This window comes from Rhodanobacter sp. DHB23 (assembly GCF_014842975.1).
Lineage (GTDB): Bacteria > Pseudomonadota > Gammaproteobacteria > Xanthomonadales > Rhodanobacteraceae > Rhodanobacter_A.
The window spans coordinates 601590-619289 of the sequence record NZ_JACYXK010000029.1; the positions used below are offsets into that span (position 1 = coordinate 601590).

Sequence of the window (17700 nt, forward strand, 5' to 3'; positions counted from 1 at the left end):
ATGCAGGAGGAACCCGCGCGCGGGCAGGATCGCGCGACGGCGCCGGAGTCCCCGGCGCCGTCCTCGTCTCTGCTGGACGAATTGAACGGGCTTGCCCGTGCGGTGCGACGGTTGTCCGGCGCGCAGCTGCACCTGCTCGCCGCCGAGCTGGGGCTGGCGCGCAGCGCGGTGTCGTGGCTGCTGGTGGCCGCGCTGGCCGCCACCGTGGCGGCCGTGGCCCTGGGCCTGACCTTGCTGGGCCTGGTCGGCGCACTGCTGGCGTCGTGGTTCCATTCGTGGATCTGGGCGTTGCTGGCGCTGGCATTGCTGCAGGTGCTGCTGCTCGCGGGCGCAGTCGCGCTGTTCCGCCGCTGCATGCACTGGATGAGCCTGCCCGCCACGCGCCACGAATGGAATGCGATGATGCGCGAGACAGTGCAACGCGCCGGGCCGGACAGCGAAGGCGCAAGGGAGGGCAAGCCATGAGCCTGTTCAGGCAACTCGACAAGGTGCGCGCGGCGCAGGCACGGGTGGCCGCGCATCGCGCGGAGCTGGCCACGCCCGCGGCGGCGTTGCTGGCGCGCGGGCAGCGGCATCCGGCGCTGATGCTGGGTGCGGCAGGCGGCGCGGGTTTCCTGCTGGGCAGCCTCGATGCATCGCCGTTGCGCGTGCCGGGACTGGAATCGCTGCTGCGCGGCGGACTCGCCGAGGCCGTGGCGCAAGGCGTGCGCCTGTTCGCGACGCTGGGCGCCGACGCCGCGGATGATGCTTCCGCATGAATACGCCCGATGCTGCCGAGTCGGGTGAAATCGTGGCACCGCCCACGCATGGCCGCTTCGAACGCCGCAATGTGCTGGGCACGCGCCGCCATCTCCGCGCCATCCGCGTGCTGCTCAATGCTTTCCTGTTGCTGGCGCTGCTGTATACGGTGACGCTGTGCAAGGCATTGCTGATCCCGCTGGTGCTGGCGGCCTTCATCGGCCTGGCGTTGAACCCCATCGTGGCCGGCGTCGCCCGCCATGGCCTGCCGCGCTGGCTGGGCGCCAGCGTGCTGATGCTGGCGTTGATCGGCGGCATCGGCACCGGCATCGGCCTGCTCACGCCGCCGGCGCTGGAATGGTTCCATGACGCCCCCACCACCATCCGCAGCTTCGTGCCCAAGCTCGAACACTTCACCCAGCCGCTGGAAGCGGCCAACCGCGCCACGCAGACCCTGGTCAACGGCCATCCCGTGCGTGCCAGGCCGGAGCCGGTCGACGTGGCGGTGAGCGCGTGGGATGTGGTGTCCACCGCGCCCAAGGTGCTGGCGGCGGTGCTCACCGTGGTGCTGCTGGTGTTCTTCTTCCTCGTGTATGGCGAGTTGCTGCTGCGCCGCCTGGTGGAGATCACGCCCGGCTTCAGCCACAAGCGGCAGGCGGTGTCGGTGGTGCGCGGCATCCAGCAGGAAGTGTCGCGCTACATCCTCACCACCTTGCTCATCAACTTTTCGCTGGGCACGCTCACCGCGGCGCTGCTGTGGCAGCTGCGCATGCCCGACCCGCTGCTGTGGGGCGCGGTGGCGATGCTCGCCAACTTCATTCCCTACGTGGGCGCCATCGTCACCACCAGCGTGCTGCTGCTGGTGGGCCTGGCGCATTTCGACGACCTCACCCACGCCTTGCTGCCCGCGCTGTGCTTCGCCGGGCTCACCGCGTTCGAGGGCAACCTGGTGACGCCGCTGATCCTCGGCCGCCGCATGCGCCTCAGCCCCATCGCCATCCTGGTCTGGCTGCTGGTGTGGGGCTGGCTGTGGGGCATCCCCGGCGCGTTGCTCGCGGTGCCCATGCTCACCAGCGTCAAGCTGATCGCGGAGCACGTGCGCGGCTGGGAGTGGTTCGGGCACATGGTGCAGCGTTAGTTACCGGGTCGCACCGGCCGCGTGCCGCTGCAGCCAGGGCGCCAGGTCGAGTCGCCACAGGCCGGATTGCCCGGTGAAGTACACGCTGTGGCCGTCCGGTGCGATGTGCGCGCCCCACGGCATGTCCTTGTTGACGGCATCGCCGAGGTCCAGCGGGCGGCTCCAGTGGTCGCCTTCGCGGAAGGCGATGCACAGCCTTCCGAGGCCGCCCTTGGTCTTGCCGTAGTCGAACACGATGAAGGACCGGTCCGGCGCTATCGCGGGATCGTGGGTGGAAACATCGGGGTCGCCCAGCCCGACGCGCACCGGCGCCAGGTAGCGGCCACCGTGCTGTTCCGCACGCCAGGTGTGCATCGTCTTGGCCTGCTTGTCCCAGCGGATGAAATACAGGCTGCCGTCGGCGGCGATGCTGGCGAAATCGACGAACACGTCGTTGTTCACCGTCGGGCCCAGCCAGACCGGCTCGCCCCAGCCGCCACCGTGGCGGTCCACCCGCCAGAGGTTGGAGCCCGCGGCGCGGCCGCCGACGAAATAGTCCTGCACCAGCGGTTGCGCGCCGGACGTCGGCGGGCGATCCGAATCGAACAGCAGGTAGCTGCCGTCGGGCGCCATCACCGGATCCTGGTCGAACCAGTGCCCGGAAAAGCCCGCGACCTCGGGTTGCGACCAGCGGCCGCCGGCCTTGTGCGAAACCATGATGGTCTTGCGCCGGCCCTCGCTGCGGTCGAAGAACACCGTGTTGCCGTCGGGCGTGAAGGCCAGCGTGTCGTCGCTGTCGGCGTGCAGGATGCCGTCCAGCGTGACGGGTTGCGGTGCAGCCGTCGCGACGTCGGCGGCGGCGGACGGGTGCGCAAGAGCCGTCGCCAACGCGAGGGCACCGGCAAGCGCGAGAGGGCGGGCCATGGCGGGATCTCCGTTCGCGGCGACGCTCAACGTTCGATGCCGTGCGCGCGCAGCACGTCGGCGATGTCGAAGCGCCATAGGTTGCGCGAGCCGTTGAGCGGTTCCTGCAGCCGCTGCTGCAGCGTTGCCGCGGTATCGCGCGGCTTGGGGAAGGCCACTTCGTCGCGCCGGTTGCTGGACACGTACAGCTCGCCGAAATGCGGCCCCAGCGAAGGCGCGTTCTCCAGCGACGGGCTGTTGACCTCGCCGGACAGATGCAGCGGCTTGCCCCAGCGGCCATCCGCCTCGCGGAACGCGATGTAGATGTCGGCGCTGCCCAGCGAATCGCCCTCGTTGCCGGCATAGACGAGGAAGCGTTGCTGCGGGTCGATGGCCGGGTCCATGCGGTTGTGCGCCACGTCGCCGAGCTCCACCCGCTGCGGCGTCGCGTAGCCCTGCGCGGTGCGGCGCGCCACGTAGATCTGGTAGGCGGGGCCGGAATCGGCGCGGTGCGCGGAGAAGTAGATGTCGCCGTCGGCCGCCACCGAGGGGTTGTAGATCATCGCGCCGTCGTTGAGCGCGCCGTCCACGTGCACCGGCGCACCCCAATGCCCGTCGGGCTGCCGCTGCACGTACCAGAGGTTGGTTCCGGTGAAGCGGTGGCCGTCCATCGCCGCCGTCACCGGCGCACCGCCACTCTGCACGGGGCGGTTGGAGACGAAGTAGAGGCGTCGCCCGTCCGGCGACAGCGTGGGCTCGGAGTCGTGCCACTGCCCGGAGAACGAAGCCACCTGCGGCGTGCCCCAGTGCCCGTCGGCGCGGTGCGAGACGAGGATGGTGTCGTCCTGCTCGGCGAAGTCCGAGCGCATGAAGTACAGCGTGTCGCCGTCCGGCGTCACGGCGGCCGAGGTTTCCTGCAGGCCGGTGGAGATCACGCCGGGGCCGACCAGCTCGCCGTGCGCTTGTGCGTGAGCGGCGAACGGGGCGGCAAGGCAGGCGGCGAGAACGAGATGACGCAGGGACATGGACGTTCCTTGCAGGTGGGCGATGCCGGCAGCCTGCGCGCGGACGCGTCGCGCCTCTTCCGTTTCGTGACCAGCGGCAGCGGCGCGTGACCAGCGGCCGTGCACGCGTGGCGAACGGTCAGGGCAGGCCCAGCACGCTGCGCGCGCCGGCGCGGAAGCGCCGGCTGAGGTCCAGCCGGGTGCCGTCGCGCAGCACGATCTCGGCGTTGCCGTTGAACAGCGGATGCACCTCGCGGATGCGTTCCACGTTGACCACCGTGCCGCGGTGGATGCGCAGGAAGCGCGCCGGGTCGAGCGCGGACAGCAGGTGGCTGAGCGTTTCGCGGTGCAGGTGGCTGGCGCCGTCGGCGTGGATCTCCACGTAATTGCCCTCGGCGCGGATCCAGTCGATGCGCTCGGTGGCGATCACCCGGATGTGCTCGCCCACGCGCACGCTGACGCGCTGCAGGTGGGCGGCATGCGGCGCCGTCGCGGCGGGCGACTGAAAGCCCTGCCAGTGCCGGCGCACGCGCGCCATGGCCTGGTCGAAGCGCGCCTGGTCGATGGGCTTGAGCAGGTAGTCCAGCGCGCTGGCGTCGAACGCGCGCAGCGCGTGCTGGCCGTAGGCGGTGGCGAACACCACCATCGGCAACGCCTGCGGCTTGAGCTGGTGCAGCAGCTTGAAGCCGTCCATGCCCGGCATGCGGATGTCGAGGAACAGCAGGTCGGGCGCGAGCGCCGCCAGCGCTTGCAGCGCCTCGTCGGCATGGCCGCATTCGCCGACGATCTCCACGTCGGCGTGCGCGGCCAGCGCTTGGCGCAGCGCGAGGCGCGCCAGCACCTCGTCGTCCACCAGCAGCGCGCGGATGGCCGGCGCGCTCATGCGGCCAGCTCGCGGAAGGGCAGGCGCAATTCCACCCGCGTGCCGCCGCCGTCGCGCCGCCGCAGGTCGAGCCGCGCCCCGTCGCCGAACAGCATCGCCAGCCGCGCGCGCGTGTTGGCGAGGCCGATGCCTTCGCTGGCGCCCTCGGGCGGCAGGCCCAGGCCGTCGTCGTCCACGCACAGGACCAGCACCTCGCCGTCGCGGCGGCCGGCCACGTGCAGGCTGCCGGGTTCGGCCTTGGCCAGCAGGCCGTGGCGCAGTGCGTTCTCCACCAGGGGCTGCAGGATGAGGTTGGGCACGGCGGCGTGCAGCGTGTCGTCGTCCACGTCGAGCCGCGTGCTGAGGCGGTCCTGGAAACGCACCTGCTGGATGTCGAGGTAGCAGCGCAGGAACTCCAGTTCGCGCGCCAGCGGTACCTGCGGCGCGTGGCGTTCCTCCAGCGTGAGGCGCAGGAAGTCGCTGAGCCGCGCGATCATCAGCCGCGCCTGCAGCGGGTCGGCCAGCGCCAGCGCGGAGATAGCGTTGAGCGTGTTGAACAGGAAATGCGGCTGCAATTGCATGCGCAGCGCCTGCAATTGCGCCTGAACCAGTTGCGTTTCGAGCCGCGCGTTGCGCAGCCGCTCGTCGCGCAGGTGGCGGCGCGACTCCAGCCCGCGCAGCACCGCCAGCACCACCCAGTAGGTGAGCAGGGCGAAGTGGAAGTTGTAGGCAAACTGCATGCGCAGGTAATCGCCCAGCGTGTGCACCGGCATGCGGCCCGGGCCGCACAGCCACCAGTACAGCAGCAGGTGCGCGAACAGTTGCGCCAGCGCCACGCCCAGGCTGGCCGGCACGTGCACGGCGAGGAAACGCCGCCATCCGCGCGTGGCGCCCTGCCGGCCCAGCCAGCCCACCAGCGGCACGAGCAGCATCCACAGCCAGTAGTCGGCGAGGCTCCACGTCAGTTGCCGCGGCCATGCCGGCGGATTGCCCTCGCCGATCGAGGACAACCCGGAGCTGAGCGCGTACGACAGCGCCAGCAGCGTCCAGAAGCCGAACGCCACGACTGCGCCGCGCATGCGTGCTGGAAGGAATCGGGCCATCGTTTGCGCCTCGCCGCGTTGCCGACGCGACCGGCGCAGTGTGCGTGCGCGGCGTGGCGCGCGGAAGTGTCCATCGGCACGGTGGTGCGCCATCGTGTATTTCAGCGTGGCGGCGTGGCGGGCTTCGTGCAGCGCAGCGTGTCGCCCGTGCGCCACGCACCGGCTTTGTCGCGGTGGCTGTAATCCACCTGGTAGGTGGCGGCGTCGAGGCGACGGAAATCGAAGCGGTCGATGTAGCCGGTGCCGGCGGTGTTTTCCAGCGCCAGCGCATCGCCGTTCCAGCCGGCCGAGGCGTAGTGGCGCAGGCCGCCGCCATTGTCGAACACCGTCACGATGTAGCCCTTTGCGCCAGGGGCAGGGCCCCACCATTCCTCGGCGCGATAGCGACCCGGCGCCACGTCGTCGTGGCGCATGCGCAGCCAGTGTCCGTCCAGCGCCATGTCGAAGCTTTCGTGCGAGCGGATGGTGCGGCCGTCGGCGAACCGGCCGGTGCATTGCCAGTCGCCGGCGAACCAGGCCAGTGCGTCCAGGCCGGAGGGTGCCTTTGCCGGTGCCGCAGCCGTCGTTGTGGCGAGCAGTGCGGACAAGATGGAAACAAGCATCGAGGGCCTCCGTCGGTTCGACAGCTAAAGACTGGCGCGACCGTTGCGCGTCGTCGCCATCGCGATGACGAGCGGCGCAGAGGTGTGACGAGTGGCCTGTACGAGCGGATGGGCGGCAGCATGACGTGCCGCGGGCGTGTGTCGGTTCCGCCGCTTGTCCGCGTGCGCCGACCGCCTGTCATCGCCCTGCGCACGCTTGTCATCGCGGTGCGGCAAGCGGTGGCCGCATCGCGCAGGCTGCGGGCTCCATCAACTGCGGGAGCAAGCCATGCGCCATCCGATCATTCCATCGCTTCTGGTCATCGTGCCGTTGCTGGCGTGGGCCACGGCAACCATTGCCGCGGACCCGGACGAAACCGCGCACACGGCAGCGGCCGTGAAAGCCGTCGACCAGCATTGGCTGGAAGCCGAGACGCACGGCGATGCCGCGTGGCTGGACGGCATGTTGCTGCCGTCCTACCGCTCGATAGGCGCCGACGGCAAGGCGACGCCGAAAGCCGCCATCGTGGCGCACGCGGCGAAGAACCGCGACGCGCAGGCGCAGGAAAAGATGAAGCAGGAAGTGGCCGCGTGGCAGCAGGCTCATCCCGTGGAGCAACAGGTCGTGATGCAGGGTGACACCGCGATCCTCAGCTTCGTCAGCAGCGTGCCCGCGACCCGGGGCAAGCTGTATTCCTCGGACGTGTTCGTCTACATGGACGGCCGCTGGCATGCGCTGTATTCGCAGCATGCCGCATCAGGCAAGGAGTGAGGTCACCACGCGATGCGCTGACCGTCGCGCAACAACGCGCCGTTGATGCCGGGTTCGGGCAGGCAGGCGGCGGCGACCACACTGGCGGCGCCGCGTTCCACCGGGCCGCCGCCGGGGCCGCCGAGGCCGGTGGCGAGCCAGCCGGGGCAGACCGCGTTGACCACGATGCCGCTGCCGGCCAGCTCGGCGGCGAGCGCGCGGGTATAGGCGTTGAGCGCAGCCTTGGAGACGCGGTAGGCGGGATAGCCGATGGCGTCGGGTGCGGTGACGCTGGCGCAGCCGCTGGTGACGTTGACGATGCGGCCGTAGCGATGCCGGCGCATCAACGGTAGCAGCGCACTGCTGAGTTGCCATGCGCCGATCAGGTTGGTTTCCAGCGCGGCGCGTACGTCGGCGGCCGTGGCGCTTTCGGCGCGCGCACTGCTGTCGGCGTGCCCGCCGGCGTTGTTGACCAGCACGTCGAGCCGGCCGTGTTCGCGTTCTATCCACGCGACGAGTTCGGCGACCTGCGTGGCGTCGGTGACGTCCAGCGGTACGGCGACGACGTCGCCGCCGATCTGCCTGGCCGCCTGCTTTCCCTTGGCGAGGTCACGCGCACCCAGCAGCACGCTGTAGCCGCGCACGGCGAGCTGGCGCACCACTTCGAAACCCAGCCCGCGGTTTGCGCCGGTGACCAGGGCCACGCGGTGCACGGGCGATGGCTGCGACGCTTCCGCAGCCGGCCGGGGGCGCGTCGTGCTCACGGCAATACCCCGGACTCCGGACTCGTCATTCCGGCGAAAGCCGGGTTTTCAACAGACGAATGTCTGGTCATCCAGTGCCATTGGAACGCGACGAAAGACACTGGATGACTTGCTGCGCTCGCTCCTCCGGAGCCGTCCTGCGGACGTTCTTCGCGCAGCGCGCTCGTCCGGCTTTCGCCGGGATGACGAGCTTTGGCGATCCTGGAGTGCGGCATACAAGTGCTCATGGCACGGCGGCCACCGGCGTGGCGACCGCTGTGCAATGCGTGTCGTCGCCGCAGGCCTGCCAGCCGCCGCCCAACGCCTTGTAGAGCGCCACTGCGCGGGTGTCGATGGCGGCCTGCGCCTGCGCCAGCGCATCGTCCGCGGCGAGTTGCACGCGTTGGGCGTCGAGCAGTTCGAGGTAGCCGGTGGCGCCCTGTTCGTAGCGCACCCTGGCCAGCTCGGCGGCATGGCGGCTCTGCTGCGCCTGCGCGGCCAGTTTCCCGACGCGGTCGTGCTGCAGGTTGTAGCCGACCACGGCGTTGTCCACGTCCTCCATGGCCTCCAGCAAGGTGCGCTGGTAGTTGGCCTGCGCGGCATCGGTGCGGGCTTCGGCGGCATGCAGTTCGCTGCGCACGCGCTGCACGTTGAGGCCGTTCCAGGTGATGCTGGGCGCGATCGACCACGCCCGCGAAGACGGGCCGCCGAAGTCGTTGCTGCGGCCGGCGAGGAAGCCGAGGAAGCCGCCCAGCGAGAGGTGCGGGAAGAAATCCGCCTTGGCCACGCCGATGCGTGCGGTGGCGGCGGCGTATTCGCGCTCGGCGATGCGCACGTCGGGCCGTCGCGCCAGCACGTCGCCGGCGGCGCCGATCGGCAGCACGGCGTCGATCGGCTTGAAGGTCTGTGGCGAGATGTCGATGTCCAGCGCGCCGGGCTGTTCGCCCAGCAGCACGGCGAGGCGGTACGCGTCGGCATGCGCCTGCATGTCGAGCAGGGGCAGCTGCGCCTGCGCCGCGCTGAGTTGCGCCTCGGCGCTGGCCACGTCCTGGTCGGAGGCCGTGCCCACTTCGGCGCGGGCGCGGATCAGCTTCAGCGTGTCCTGCTGGTTGGCGATGTCGCGGTTGGCGATCGCCTGCCGTTGCTGCGTGCCACGCAGGTCGAAGTAGTTGCGCGCCACTTCGGCGAACAGGCTCACCTGCGCGTCCTGCAGTCCGGCTTCGCTGGCGCCGAGGTCGGCGCGCGCGGCTTCCACCGAGCGGCGCACGCCGCCGAATACGTCGATTTCCCAGCTGGCGTCGAAGCCGGCCTGGTAGGCGGTGACCGTGCTGCGCTGGGTATCGAAGCCCGGCGTCTGCTCACGGCTGCGGCTGTACGAAACGCCGGCCTGCACGTCGGGCAGGTATTGCGATTTGGCGCCGCCGAGCAGGGCGCGCGATTCGGCCAGCCGCGCTTGCGCGATGCGCAGGTCGAGGTTGCCGGCGGCGGCGCGCCGGATCAGCGCGTCGAGCGTCGGGTCACCGAACTGCTTCCACCACTGCGCCTGGAACTGCGCGGCGCTTTCGCGCGCCGCGTCGATGCCCTGCAGTTGCGGTGCGGGCGTGGCCGGCGCCTTGTAGTCGGGGCCGATGCTGGCGCAACCGGCCAGCACCAGGGCGGCGAACAACGCGGTATTGCGAAGCAAGCTTTTCATCTCAATGACCCTCCAGCGCCGGCAAGCCGTTCGCCTGCGCGTGCTTGCGCGCTTCGCGGCGTTCCACCAGGGCGCGAATCACGACGTAGAACAGCGGGGTGTAAATCAGTCCGAACAGGGTGACGCCGAGCATGCCGGAGAACACCGCCACACCCATCGCGTGGCGCATTTCCGCGCCGGCGCCGTGCGAGGTCACCAGCGGCACCACGCCCATGATGAAAGCGATCGAGGTCATCAGGATCGGGCGCAGTCGCAGCTTGGCCGCCTCCAGCACCGCCTCGTGGCGGCTCATGCCTTCATGCTGGCGTTCGCGGGCGAACTCCACGATCAGGATCGCGTTCTTGCAGGCCAGGCCTACCAGCACGATCAGGCCGATCTGGGTGAAGATGTTGTTGTCGCCGCCCGACAGCCACACGCCGGCGATCGCGGACAGCAGCACCATCGGCACGATCAGGATCACCGCGAGCGGCAGCGACCAGCTCTCGTACAGCGAGGACAGCACCAGGAACACCAGCAGCACGCACAACGGGAACACCAGGATCGCGGTGTTGCCGGCGAGGATCTGCTGGTAGGTGAGGTCGGTCCACTCGAAGCTCATGCCGTTCGGCAGGACCTGCTGCGCCAGCTTCTCCATCGCCGCCTGTGCCTGGCCCGAGCTGTAGCCCGGCGCCGGGCCGCCGTTGATCTCGGCGGTGGGGTAGCCGTTGTAGTGCTGCACGCGGTCCGGGCCGGCGCCGTGCGTCACGCTGACGAAGGAACCCAGCGGCACCATGTCACCGTGCGCGTTGCGCGTCTTCAGCTGGCTGATGTCCTCCAGGTCGTGGCGGAACGACGGTTCGGCGGACAGGTTCACCTGGTAGGTGCGGCCGAAGCGGTTGAAGTCGTTGACGTAGAGCGAGCCGAGGTAGGCCTGCATGGTCTCGTACACGTCGCCCAGGTTCACGCCCTCGGCCTTGGCCTTCTCGCGGTCCACGTCCACGTCCACCTGCGGCACGTTCACCTGGAAGCTGGAGAACAGGCCGGCCAGCGCGGGTTCCTTCCGGCTCGCCGCGATCAGGTTCTGTGTCTGCTTGTACAGCTCGTCGAAGCCGAGCTGGCCGCGGTCCTCGACCTGCATGCGGAAGCCGCCGATCGTGCCCAGGCCCATCACCGGCGGTGGCGGGAAGATCGCGATGTAGGCGTCCTGGATGGCGGCGAACTTCGCGTTCAGCGCACCGGCAATCGCACCGGCGGAAAGATCCGCGCTGCGCCGTTCCTCGAACGGCTTCAGCGTGACGAACACGATGCCGGCGTTGCTGCTGTTGGTGAAGCCGTTCACCGACAGGCCGGGGAAGGCCACCGCGCTCTGCACGCCGGGCTGCTTCAGCGCGATCGCGCTCATCTGCTTGATCACGTCCTCGGTGCGGTCCAGCGAGGCGGCGTCGGGCAGTTGCGCGAACGACACCAGGTATTGCTTGTCCTGGGTCGGCACGAAACCGGTGGGTACGTGCCAGAAGCCGAACGCGGTGAGGCCGATCAACGCCGCGTACACCACCAGCGCGGCCGCACCCTTGCCCTGCAGCTTGCGCGTACCTTCCACGTAGCGTTCCGCGCCGCGATGGAACAGGCGGTTGAACGGACGGAACAGCCAGCCGAACAGGCGGTCGATGGCGCGGGTGAGGCGGTCCTTCGGCGCGCCGTGCGGCAGCAGCAGGATCGCCGCCAGCGCCGGGCTCAGGGTCAGCGAGTTGAACGCCGAGATCACCGTGGAGATCGCGATGGTCAGCGCGAACTGGCGGTAGAACTCGCCGGTGAGGCCGCTGATGAAGGCGGTGGGGATGAACACCGCGCACAGCACCAGGGCGGTGGCCACGATCGGCCCGGTGACCTCGTGCATCGCCTTGCGCGTAGCCTCCTTCGGCGACTGGCCCAGCTCGATGTGGCGCTCCACGTTCTCCACCACCACGATGGCATCGTCCACCACGATGCCGATCGCCAGCACCATGCCGAACAGCGACAGCGCGTTGAGCGAGAAGCCCACCACGTACATCACCGCGAAGGTGCCGATCAGCGACACTGGCACCGCGATCAGCGGGATCACCGAGGCGCGCCAGGTCTGCAGGAACAGGATCACCACCAGCACCACCAGCAGGATCGCCTCCAGCAGGGTGTGCGCCACCGCCTCGATCGAGCCGCGCACGAACACCGTGGGGTCGTACACGATGTGGTACGCGATGCCCTGCGGGAACTCCTTCTTCAGCTGCGCCATGGTGGCGCGCACTTCGTCGGAGATCTGGATGGCGTTGGAGCCGGGCCGTGCGAAGATCGGAATGGCCACTGCCGGCTGGTTGTCCAGCAGGCTGCGCAGCGCGTACTGGTCCGAGCCCAGTTCCACCCGCGCCACGTCGCCCAGGTGCACCACGGCGCCATCGGCGTCGGTGCGCAGCACGATGTTGCGGAAGTCATCCACCGTGCTGAGGCGACCCTGCGTGTTGATGTTGAGTTGGAAGTCGGCGTTGCCGTGCACCGGCGGTGCGTTCAGCGCACCGGCCGCCACCTGCACGTTCTGCTCGCGGATCGCGTCCGCCACGTCGCCGGTGGTGAGGCCGCGCTGGGCCAGCCGGTCCGGGTTGAGCCAGACGCGCATGGAGTATTCGCCGGCGCCGAAGATCTGCACGTCGCCCACGCCGTTCAACCGGTTCAGCACGTCTTTCACGTGCAGCCGCGCGTAGTTCGACAGGTACAGCATGTCGTAGCGCTGGTCGGGCGAGGTGAGATGCACCACCATGGTGAGGTCGGGCGAACTCTTCTGCGTGGTCACGCCGAGCCGTTGCACTTCCTCCGGCAAACGCGGCAGCGCCTGCGACACGCGGTTCTGCACTTCCACCTGCGCGGTGTTGAGGTCGGTGCCCAGCGCGAAGGTGACGGTAAGCGTCATCACGCCGTCGCTGGTGGCCTGCGAGGAGGTGTAGAGCATGCCTTCGACGCCGTTGATCTGTTCCTCCAGCGGCGTGGCGACGGTCTCGCCGATCACCTTGGGATTGGCGCCGGGATAGTTGGCGCGCACCACCACGGTGGGCGGCACCACTTCGGGGTATTCGCTGATCGGCAACTGGAACACCGCGATGCTGCCGGTGATGACGAACAGCAGCGAAAGCACGGCGGCCATGATGGGCCGGTCGACGAAAAACTGGGCGATGTTTTTCATGGGAAATCCTTGGGAGCCTTGCCAGGGGCGGCTCTTGGCTCCTCCCCCTGCATCGCAGGGGGAGGTCGGGAGGGGGGCTTTTGCTGGTGGGCTTCACCCCACCCCATCCCTCCCCTGCTGCACGCAGGGGAGGGGGCTCAGCCTTGCGGTTCGTGCCTGGGCGGCGCGGTCATCGCGGTATGCGAATCGTCATGCGCGCCAGCGTCCACCACCGCCTTGTCCTGCGTATCGAGGTGGTAGTCCATCGCCACCTGTTGCGGATTCACCTCGGCACCGGGCCGCACGCGTTGCAGGCCGTTCACCACCACGACGTCATTGGGCTGCAGGCCGCTGTCGATCACGCGCAAGCCGTGGAACAAGGCGCCGGTGCTGACCTTGCGGTACTGCACCTTGTGCTGGGCGTCGACCACGTAGACGAACTGGTTGCCCAGGTCGGTGCCCACGGCGCGGTCGTCGATCAGCAGGCGCGGCTGCGGCTGGCCGCTCTGCAGGCGGATGCGCGCGTACAGGCCGGGGGTGAACAGGCTGTCCTTGTTGTCGAACACCGCGCGCAACCGCATGGTGCCGGAGTCGGTGTGCAGCTGGTTGTCGACGAAGTCGATGCGGCCGTTGTGCGGGTAGCCTTCCTCGTCGGACAGCTCCATCGAAGCTTCGATCCGCGGGCTGTTGCCGTCGTGCGTGGCGTTGGCGCGCAGGTGGTCGAGCTTCAGCCAGGTGTGCTCGTCCACGTCGAAGTACACGTACACCGGGTTCACCGAGACCACGCTGGTCAGCACGTCGCCGCTGCCGACCAGGTTGCCGGAGGTGATGCGCACGTTGCTGACGCGCCCGTCGATCGGCGAACGCACCTCGGTGTAGCCGAGGTTGAGCTTGGCCGTGGCCAGCGCGGCATCGGCGGCGGCGAGTGCCGCGCTGGCGCTTTGCGCGGCGGTGGCCAGGCGGTCGGCCTCCTGCTGCGAGATCGCGCGCTGGTCGAGCAGGCGGCTCGCGCGCTGGGCGTCGGTTTCGGCCAGCGCCCGCTCGGCCAGTGCCTGGGTGCGGGTGGCGGTGAGTCGGTCCACTTCGGCCTGGAACGGGCGCGGGTCGATGCGGAACAGCACGTCGCCCTTGTGCACCAGCGCGCCTTCCTTGAACGCCACGGATTCCACATAGCCACCTACGCGCGGACGCAGCTCCACGCTGTCCACTGCCTGCACGCGGCCGGTGAAGTCGGCGCTGCTGCTCACCGGGCGCAGCAGGGCGCGGGCCACGGTCACTTCGGGCAGGGCGGTGCCGGTGCCGATGTCCTGGGCGTGGCTGCCGCCATGCTCGCCGAGCAAGGCCCAGCTGCCGGCGACGGTCGCAACGACGAGGCCGGACAGGATCAGGTTCTTCTTCATGTTCACTCTCCCTGGAGTGGGGTCGTGCGGCGATGCAGCACGATGGGGGAGGCGAATAATAGGTATACCGATGGGTACAGAAAAACCCCATTTCGTGAACTCCACTAGTGACGAGCAGTCACGAATGGCGGCACAATGACAGGCATGGAAGATTTTTCAGCAATATCGAGCTTCGTCCGCGTGGTGGAAGCGCGCAGTTTCGCGGCTGCCGCCGTGCAACTGGGCATGACGCCGTCCGGTGTCAGCCGCGCGGTGTCACGGCTGGAGGAGCAGATCGGCGTACGTCTGCTGTTCCGCAGCACGAGGGCGTTGCGGCTCACCGACGACGGCGAGTCGTTCTACCAGCGCTGCAAGGCGATCCTGGCTGACCTCGGCGAGGCGGTGGATGCGTTGAATTACGCGCGCAACAAACCCAAGGGCAAGCTGCGCGTGGCGGTGAACGTGTCGGTGGGTCGCGCCGCGCTGATCCCCAACCTCGCGGATTTCGAGGCGCGCTACCCCGACATCCGGTTGGAGCTGTCGATGAGCGACCGCAACCTCGGCCTGATCGAGGAAGGCATCGACTGCGCGATCCGCATGGGCGAGCTGGAGGATTCCAACCTGATCGCGCGCAAGCTCGGCTATTTCAGCAACGTGCTGTGCGCCGCGCCCAGCTACCTGGAGCGCCATGGCACGCCGGTCACCATCGCCGACCTCGCGCAGCACCGCTGCATCAACTACGTCTACCCCACCAGCGGCCGTGCCTACCAGTGGCAGTTCGACACCCCGGACGGCCGCATCGCGCTGGACATCGATGCGCACCTGCTGATCAACGACGGCGAGTCGGTGATCCAGGCGGCGATGGCCGGGCTGGGCATCATCCAGGTGCCGCACTGGCTGGCCGCCTGCGCGATCGGCATGGGCAAGCTGCAGGTGATCATGGAAGACACCATCTGCACCGGCTCACCGGTGTGGCTGGTCTATCCGCAGAAGAAGCATCTTTCCGCGCGCGTGCAGGCTTTCCTGGAGTGGGTGCACGAGCTGTTCGAGCGCACCAACCTGCCGGCCTGCAAGCTGGGCATGGCGCTGCCACCCAAGGGCGCCGCCCAGACGCCCTGCGATGTCGACAGTGGTGCCGCTCAGACGCCTGCCGGCATCAGCAGGAGCAAGGCCGCGCCCAGCGCGATGCGGTAGACCGCGAAAGCCGTGAAGCGGTGCGTGCGGATGTAGCCCAGCAGCCACTTCACCGCGATGAAGCCGACGACCAGCGAGACGAGGAAACCCACGCCCAGCGCGGTCCAGTCCTCGTGCGCCGCGCCGCCGCCCTTCCATACCTTCAGCAGCTCGTAGCCGGTGGCCGCGTACATGGTGGGGATGCCGACCAGGAAGGCGAACTCGGTGGCGGCGGCGCGGTTGCTGGTGCCGAACAACATCGCGGCGAAGATGGTGGCGCCCGAGCGCGAGGTGCCGGGGAACACGCCCGCCACCATCTGCGCGATGCCCACCAGGATCGCCACCGTCCAGGTCACCTCGCGGCGGTCCGGCTGGCGCGCGGCCAGCGCTTCCGCGCCTATCATCCAGAAGCCGCCGATGATCAGCGCCCAGGCGATCGGCGTCACCGTTTCCGGCAGCTTGAAGCCGTAGTGCGTGACGACCAGGCCCAGCACGCAGGTGATCAGGAACGCCACCGTGAGCTTGGACAGGTAGTCGCGCGTACCCGGGTCGCGCCACTGCGTCAGCAATTGCCAGACGCGCTTCCAGTACACCAGGGTGATGGCCAGGATGGCGCCGGCCTGGATGCCCACGTTGAACAGGTCGGAACGCGCGCCCAGCCAGTGTTCGGCGATCAGCAGGTGTCCGGTGGAGGAGATCGGCAGGAATTCGGTGATGCCTTCGATGATGCCGAGCAGGATGATGTTGAGCAGGTCGGTCACGGGTGCGTTCCGTCGGTGGGGGCCGCGTACAGGCCGCGGCAAACTGGCGTAGCTTAGAGGGGATTCGTGACTTCCCGGAGTCCTGGCCTGGCGGGGTGCGGTAGCGCCGATCGGCAGGTGCCGGCCCTTGTTGGGTTTCCAATGTGGTGCAACGGGATTCGGTTTTGCACCATATTGGAGTTTCTTGAGCTGCTTCCGATGTGCAACCCCTTGTCCGCAAAGGCCCCGGGCGCATGGCATGGCCCTTGCTATCAACCGGACATCAACCACCACCGAGGTTCCGCCATGACCGCCCAGAAAGTGCTCGACCTGATCGTTGAACACGAGGTCGAGTTCGTCGACTTCCGCTTTGCCGACATGCTCGGCAAGCACCACCACGTCACGTTCCCGGCCCACGCCATCGACGAGTCGACCTTCGAGGACGGCAAGATGTTCGACGGTTCGTCGATCACCGGCTGGAAGGGCATCAACGAGTCGGACATGATCCTGATGCCCGATCCGGACACCGCCTACCTCGACCCGTTCAGCCAGCACACCCAGCTGATCCTGCATTGCGACGTGCTGGAACCGAGCACCCTGCAGGCCTACGGCCGCGACCCGCGCTCGATCGCCAAGCGTGGCGAGGCCTACCTCAAGTCCACCGGCATCGCCGACACCGCCTTCTTCGGGCCGGAGCCGGAGTTCTTCATCTTCGACTCGGTGCGCTGGCAGAACGACATGGGTCGCGTGTTCTACGAGATCGAGTCGAACGAGGCCGCGTGGAGCACGCGCTTCAAGTACGAAGACGGCAACATGGGCCATCGTCCCGGGGTGAAGGGCGGCTACTTCCCGGTGTCGCCGGTGGACACGCTGGGTGACCTGCGCGCCGACATGTGCAAGGTGCTGGAGTCGCTGGGCCAGACCGTCGAGGTGCATCACCACGAGGTGGCGAACGCCGGCCAGTGCGAGATCGGCGTGAAGTTCAACACGCTGGTGAAGAAGGCCGACGAGTTGCTGACGATGAAGTACGTCATCAAGAACGTGGCCCACCAGAACGGCAAGACCGTCACCTTCATGCCCAAGCCCATCGTCGGCGACAACGGCTCGGGCATGCACGTGCACCAGTCGCTGGCGAAGAACGGCGAGAACCTGTTCGCCGGCGACCTGTATGGCGGCCTCAGCCAGACCGCGCTGTGGTACATCGGCGGCATCTTCAAGCACGCCAAGGCGATCAACGCGTTCGCCAACTCCACCACCAACAGCTACAAGCGCCTGGTGCCGGGCTTCGAGGCGCCGGTGATGCTGGCCTACTCCGCACGCAACCGCTCGGCGAGCTGCCGCATCCCCTACGTCGCCAGCCCCAAGGGCCGCCGCATCGAGGTGCGCTTCCCCGACCCGATGAACTCCGGCTACCTGGTGTTCACCGCGCTGATGATGGCCGGCCTCGACGGCATCCTCAACAAGATCGACCCGGGCGCGCCGGCCGACAAGGATCTGTACGACCTGCCGCCGGAAGAAGAGAAGAACATCCCGCAGGTGTGCTCCAGCCTCGACCAGGCGCTGGAAGCGCTGGACAAGGACCGCGACTTCCTCAAGGCCGGCGGCGTGTTCACCGACGACTTCATTGATGCCTACATCGGCGTGAAGATGCAGGAAGTCACCCGCTACCGCGCCAGCACGCATCCGCTGGAATTCCAGATGTACTACGCGCTGTAAGCACGCACGCGCCGTGCACAGCCTGCGAAGG

16 protein-coding genes are annotated in these 17700 nt (G+C 68.6%); 6 read left to right on the forward strand and 10 right to left on the reverse strand.

The window, feature by feature from the left end:
* The 3 genes from IHE47_RS17425 to IHE47_RS17435 are packed head-to-tail and all read left to right on the forward strand — an operon-like array spanning window position 1 to window position 1876.
* Window positions 1-465, forward strand: a complete 465-nt coding sequence (locus tag IHE47_RS17425; protein WP_192108200.1) for an ABC transporter ATP-binding protein — start codon at window positions 1-3, stop codon at window positions 463-465.
* Complete coding sequence (locus tag IHE47_RS17430) at window positions 462-758, forward strand: hypothetical protein (protein ID WP_192108202.1); 297 nt, start codon at window positions 462-464, stop codon at window positions 756-758. The genes IHE47_RS17425 and IHE47_RS17430 overlap by 4 nt, the downstream gene beginning before the upstream one ends.
* Complete coding sequence (locus IHE47_RS17435; RefSeq protein WP_192108204.1) at window positions 755-1876, forward strand: AI-2E family transporter; 1122 nt, start codon at window positions 755-757, stop codon at window positions 1874-1876. The genes IHE47_RS17430 and IHE47_RS17435 overlap by 4 nt, the downstream gene beginning before the upstream one ends.
* Here the strand turns inward: IHE47_RS17435 and IHE47_RS17440 are convergent, their stop codons facing one another.
* From IHE47_RS17440 to IHE47_RS17460, 5 genes are all read right to left on the reverse strand, one after another.
* Window positions 1877-2779: a hypothetical protein gene (locus tag IHE47_RS17440; RefSeq protein WP_192108206.1), complete on the reverse strand. Its 903-nt coding sequence runs from the start codon at window positions 2777-2779 to the stop codon at window positions 1877-1879. It lies immediately after the preceding gene.
* Window positions 2780-2805: 26 nt separating this feature from the next.
* Window positions 2806-3783, reverse strand: coding sequence for a PD40 domain-containing protein (locus IHE47_RS17445; protein ID WP_192108208.1), 978 nt, complete (start codon window positions 3781-3783; stop codon window positions 2806-2808).
* 118 nt (window positions 3784-3901) lie between these two features.
* Window positions 3902-4645, reverse strand: a complete 744-nt coding sequence (locus tag IHE47_RS17450) for a response regulator (RefSeq protein ID WP_192108209.1) — start codon at window positions 4643-4645, stop codon at window positions 3902-3904.
* Window positions 4642-5703: a histidine kinase gene (locus tag IHE47_RS17455; protein WP_225562044.1), complete on the reverse strand. Its 1062-nt coding sequence runs from the start codon at window positions 5701-5703 to the stop codon at window positions 4642-4644. Before IHE47_RS17455 ends, IHE47_RS17450 begins: the two co-directional genes overlap by 4 nt.
* 125 nt (window positions 5704-5828) lie before the next feature.
* Window positions 5829-6329 (reverse strand): hypothetical protein, encoded by a 501-nt coding sequence (locus IHE47_RS17460; RefSeq protein WP_192108213.1) that lies wholly within the window; start codon window positions 6327-6329, stop codon window positions 5829-5831.
* A gap of 268 nt (window positions 6330-6597) precedes the next feature.
* On the opposite strand from IHE47_RS17460, the gene IHE47_RS17465 reads away from it, so the two are divergent.
* Window positions 6598-7080: a nuclear transport factor 2 family protein gene (locus IHE47_RS17465; protein ID WP_192108215.1), complete on the forward strand. Its 483-nt coding sequence runs from the start codon at window positions 6598-6600 to the stop codon at window positions 7078-7080.
* A 2-nt stretch (window positions 7081-7082) separates the two neighbouring features.
* Here IHE47_RS17465 and IHE47_RS17470 read toward each other — a convergent pair whose 3' ends face one another.
* From IHE47_RS17470 to IHE47_RS17485, 4 genes are all read right to left on the reverse strand, one after another.
* Window positions 7083-7823 carry an SDR family NAD(P)-dependent oxidoreductase gene (locus IHE47_RS17470; protein WP_192108217.1) on the reverse strand — a complete coding sequence of 247 codons (741 nt, stop codon included), beginning with the start codon at window positions 7821-7823 and terminating at the stop codon, window positions 7083-7085.
* Between the two features lie 223 nt (window positions 7824-8046).
* Window positions 8047-9495 carry an efflux transporter outer membrane subunit gene (locus IHE47_RS17475; protein ID WP_192108219.1) on the reverse strand — a complete coding sequence of 483 codons (1449 nt, stop codon included), beginning with the start codon at window positions 9493-9495 and terminating at the stop codon, window positions 8047-8049.
* 1 nt (window position 9496) lies between these two features.
* Entirely contained in the window at window positions 9497-12682 is a 3186-nt protein-coding gene (locus IHE47_RS17480; protein WP_192108221.1) for an efflux RND transporter permease subunit, read from the reverse strand.
* A gap of 137 nt (window positions 12683-12819) precedes the next feature.
* Complete coding sequence (locus tag IHE47_RS17485; RefSeq protein ID WP_192108223.1) at window positions 12820-14061, reverse strand: efflux RND transporter periplasmic adaptor subunit; 1242 nt, start codon at window positions 14059-14061, stop codon at window positions 12820-12822.
* 144 nt (window positions 14062-14205) lie between these two features.
* On the opposite strand from IHE47_RS17485, the gene IHE47_RS17490 reads away from it, so the two are divergent.
* Window positions 14206-15234: a LysR family transcriptional regulator gene (locus IHE47_RS17490; RefSeq protein ID WP_192108225.1), complete on the forward strand. Its 1029-nt coding sequence runs from the start codon at window positions 14206-14208 to the stop codon at window positions 15232-15234.
* Here IHE47_RS17490 and IHE47_RS17495 read toward each other — a convergent pair.
* Window positions 15180-15974, reverse strand: coding sequence for an undecaprenyl-diphosphate phosphatase (locus tag IHE47_RS17495; RefSeq protein WP_192108227.1), 795 nt, complete (start codon window positions 15972-15974; stop codon window positions 15180-15182). The genes IHE47_RS17490 and IHE47_RS17495 overlap by 55 nt on opposite strands.
* Window positions 15975-16259: 285 nt before the next feature.
* Here IHE47_RS17495 and glnA point away from each other — a divergent pair, with 285 nt between their 5' ends.
* A complete protein-coding gene (gene glnA / locus IHE47_RS17500; protein ID WP_192108229.1) occupies window positions 16260-17669 on the forward strand; it encodes a type I glutamate--ammonia ligase in 1410 nt (469 codons plus the stop codon).
* The last annotated feature ends 31 nt before the right edge of the window (window positions 17670-17700 follow it).

What these genes read in the sequence shown, in the direction of transcription:
- IHE47_RS17475 (WP_192108219.1), bottom strand. Translation starts at nt 9,495, where the DNA reads ATGAAAAGCTTGCTTCGCAATACCGCGTTGTTCGCCGCCCTGGTGCTG.
- IHE47_RS17435 (WP_192108204.1), top strand. Translation starts at nt 755, where the DNA reads ATGAATACGCCCGATGCTGCCGAGTCGGGTGAAATCGTGGCACCGCCC.
- glnA (WP_192108229.1), top strand. Translation starts at nt 16,260, where the DNA reads ATGACCGCCCAGAAAGTGCTCGACCTGATCGTTGAACACGAGGTCGAG.
- IHE47_RS17455 (WP_225562044.1), bottom strand. Translation starts at nt 5,703, where the DNA reads ATGCGCGGCGCAGTCGTGGCGTTCGGCTTCTGGACGCTGCTGGCGCTG.
- IHE47_RS17460 (WP_192108213.1), bottom strand. Translation starts at nt 6,329, where the DNA reads ATGCTTGTTTCCATCTTGTCCGCACTGCTCGCCACAACGACGGCTGCG.
- IHE47_RS17445 (WP_192108208.1), bottom strand. Translation starts at nt 3,783, where the DNA reads ATGTCCCTGCGTCATCTCGTTCTCGCCGCCTGCCTTGCCGCCCCGTTC.
- IHE47_RS17490 (WP_192108225.1), top strand. Translation starts at nt 14,206, where the DNA reads ATGGAAGATTTTTCAGCAATATCGAGCTTCGTCCGCGTGGTGGAAGCG.
- IHE47_RS17450 (WP_192108209.1), bottom strand. Translation starts at nt 4,645, where the DNA reads ATGAGCGCGCCGGCCATCCGCGCGCTGCTGGTGGACGACGAGGTGCTG.
- IHE47_RS17480 (WP_192108221.1), bottom strand. Translation starts at nt 12,682, where the DNA reads ATGAAAAACATCGCCCAGTTTTTCGTCGACCGGCCCATCATGGCCGCC.
- IHE47_RS17440 (WP_192108206.1), bottom strand. Translation starts at nt 2,779, where the DNA reads ATGGCCCGCCCTCTCGCGCTTGCCGGTGCCCTCGCGTTGGCGACGGCT.
- IHE47_RS17485 (WP_192108223.1), bottom strand. Translation starts at nt 14,061, where the DNA reads ATGAAGAAGAACCTGATCCTGTCCGGCCTCGTCGTTGCGACCGTCGCC.
- IHE47_RS17430 (WP_192108202.1), top strand. Translation starts at nt 462, where the DNA reads ATGAGCCTGTTCAGGCAACTCGACAAGGTGCGCGCGGCGCAGGCACGG.
- IHE47_RS17465 (WP_192108215.1), top strand. Translation starts at nt 6,598, where the DNA reads ATGCGCCATCCGATCATTCCATCGCTTCTGGTCATCGTGCCGTTGCTG.
- IHE47_RS17425 (WP_192108200.1), top strand. Translation starts at nt 1, where the DNA reads ATGCAGGAGGAACCCGCGCGCGGGCAGGATCGCGCGACGGCGCCGGAG.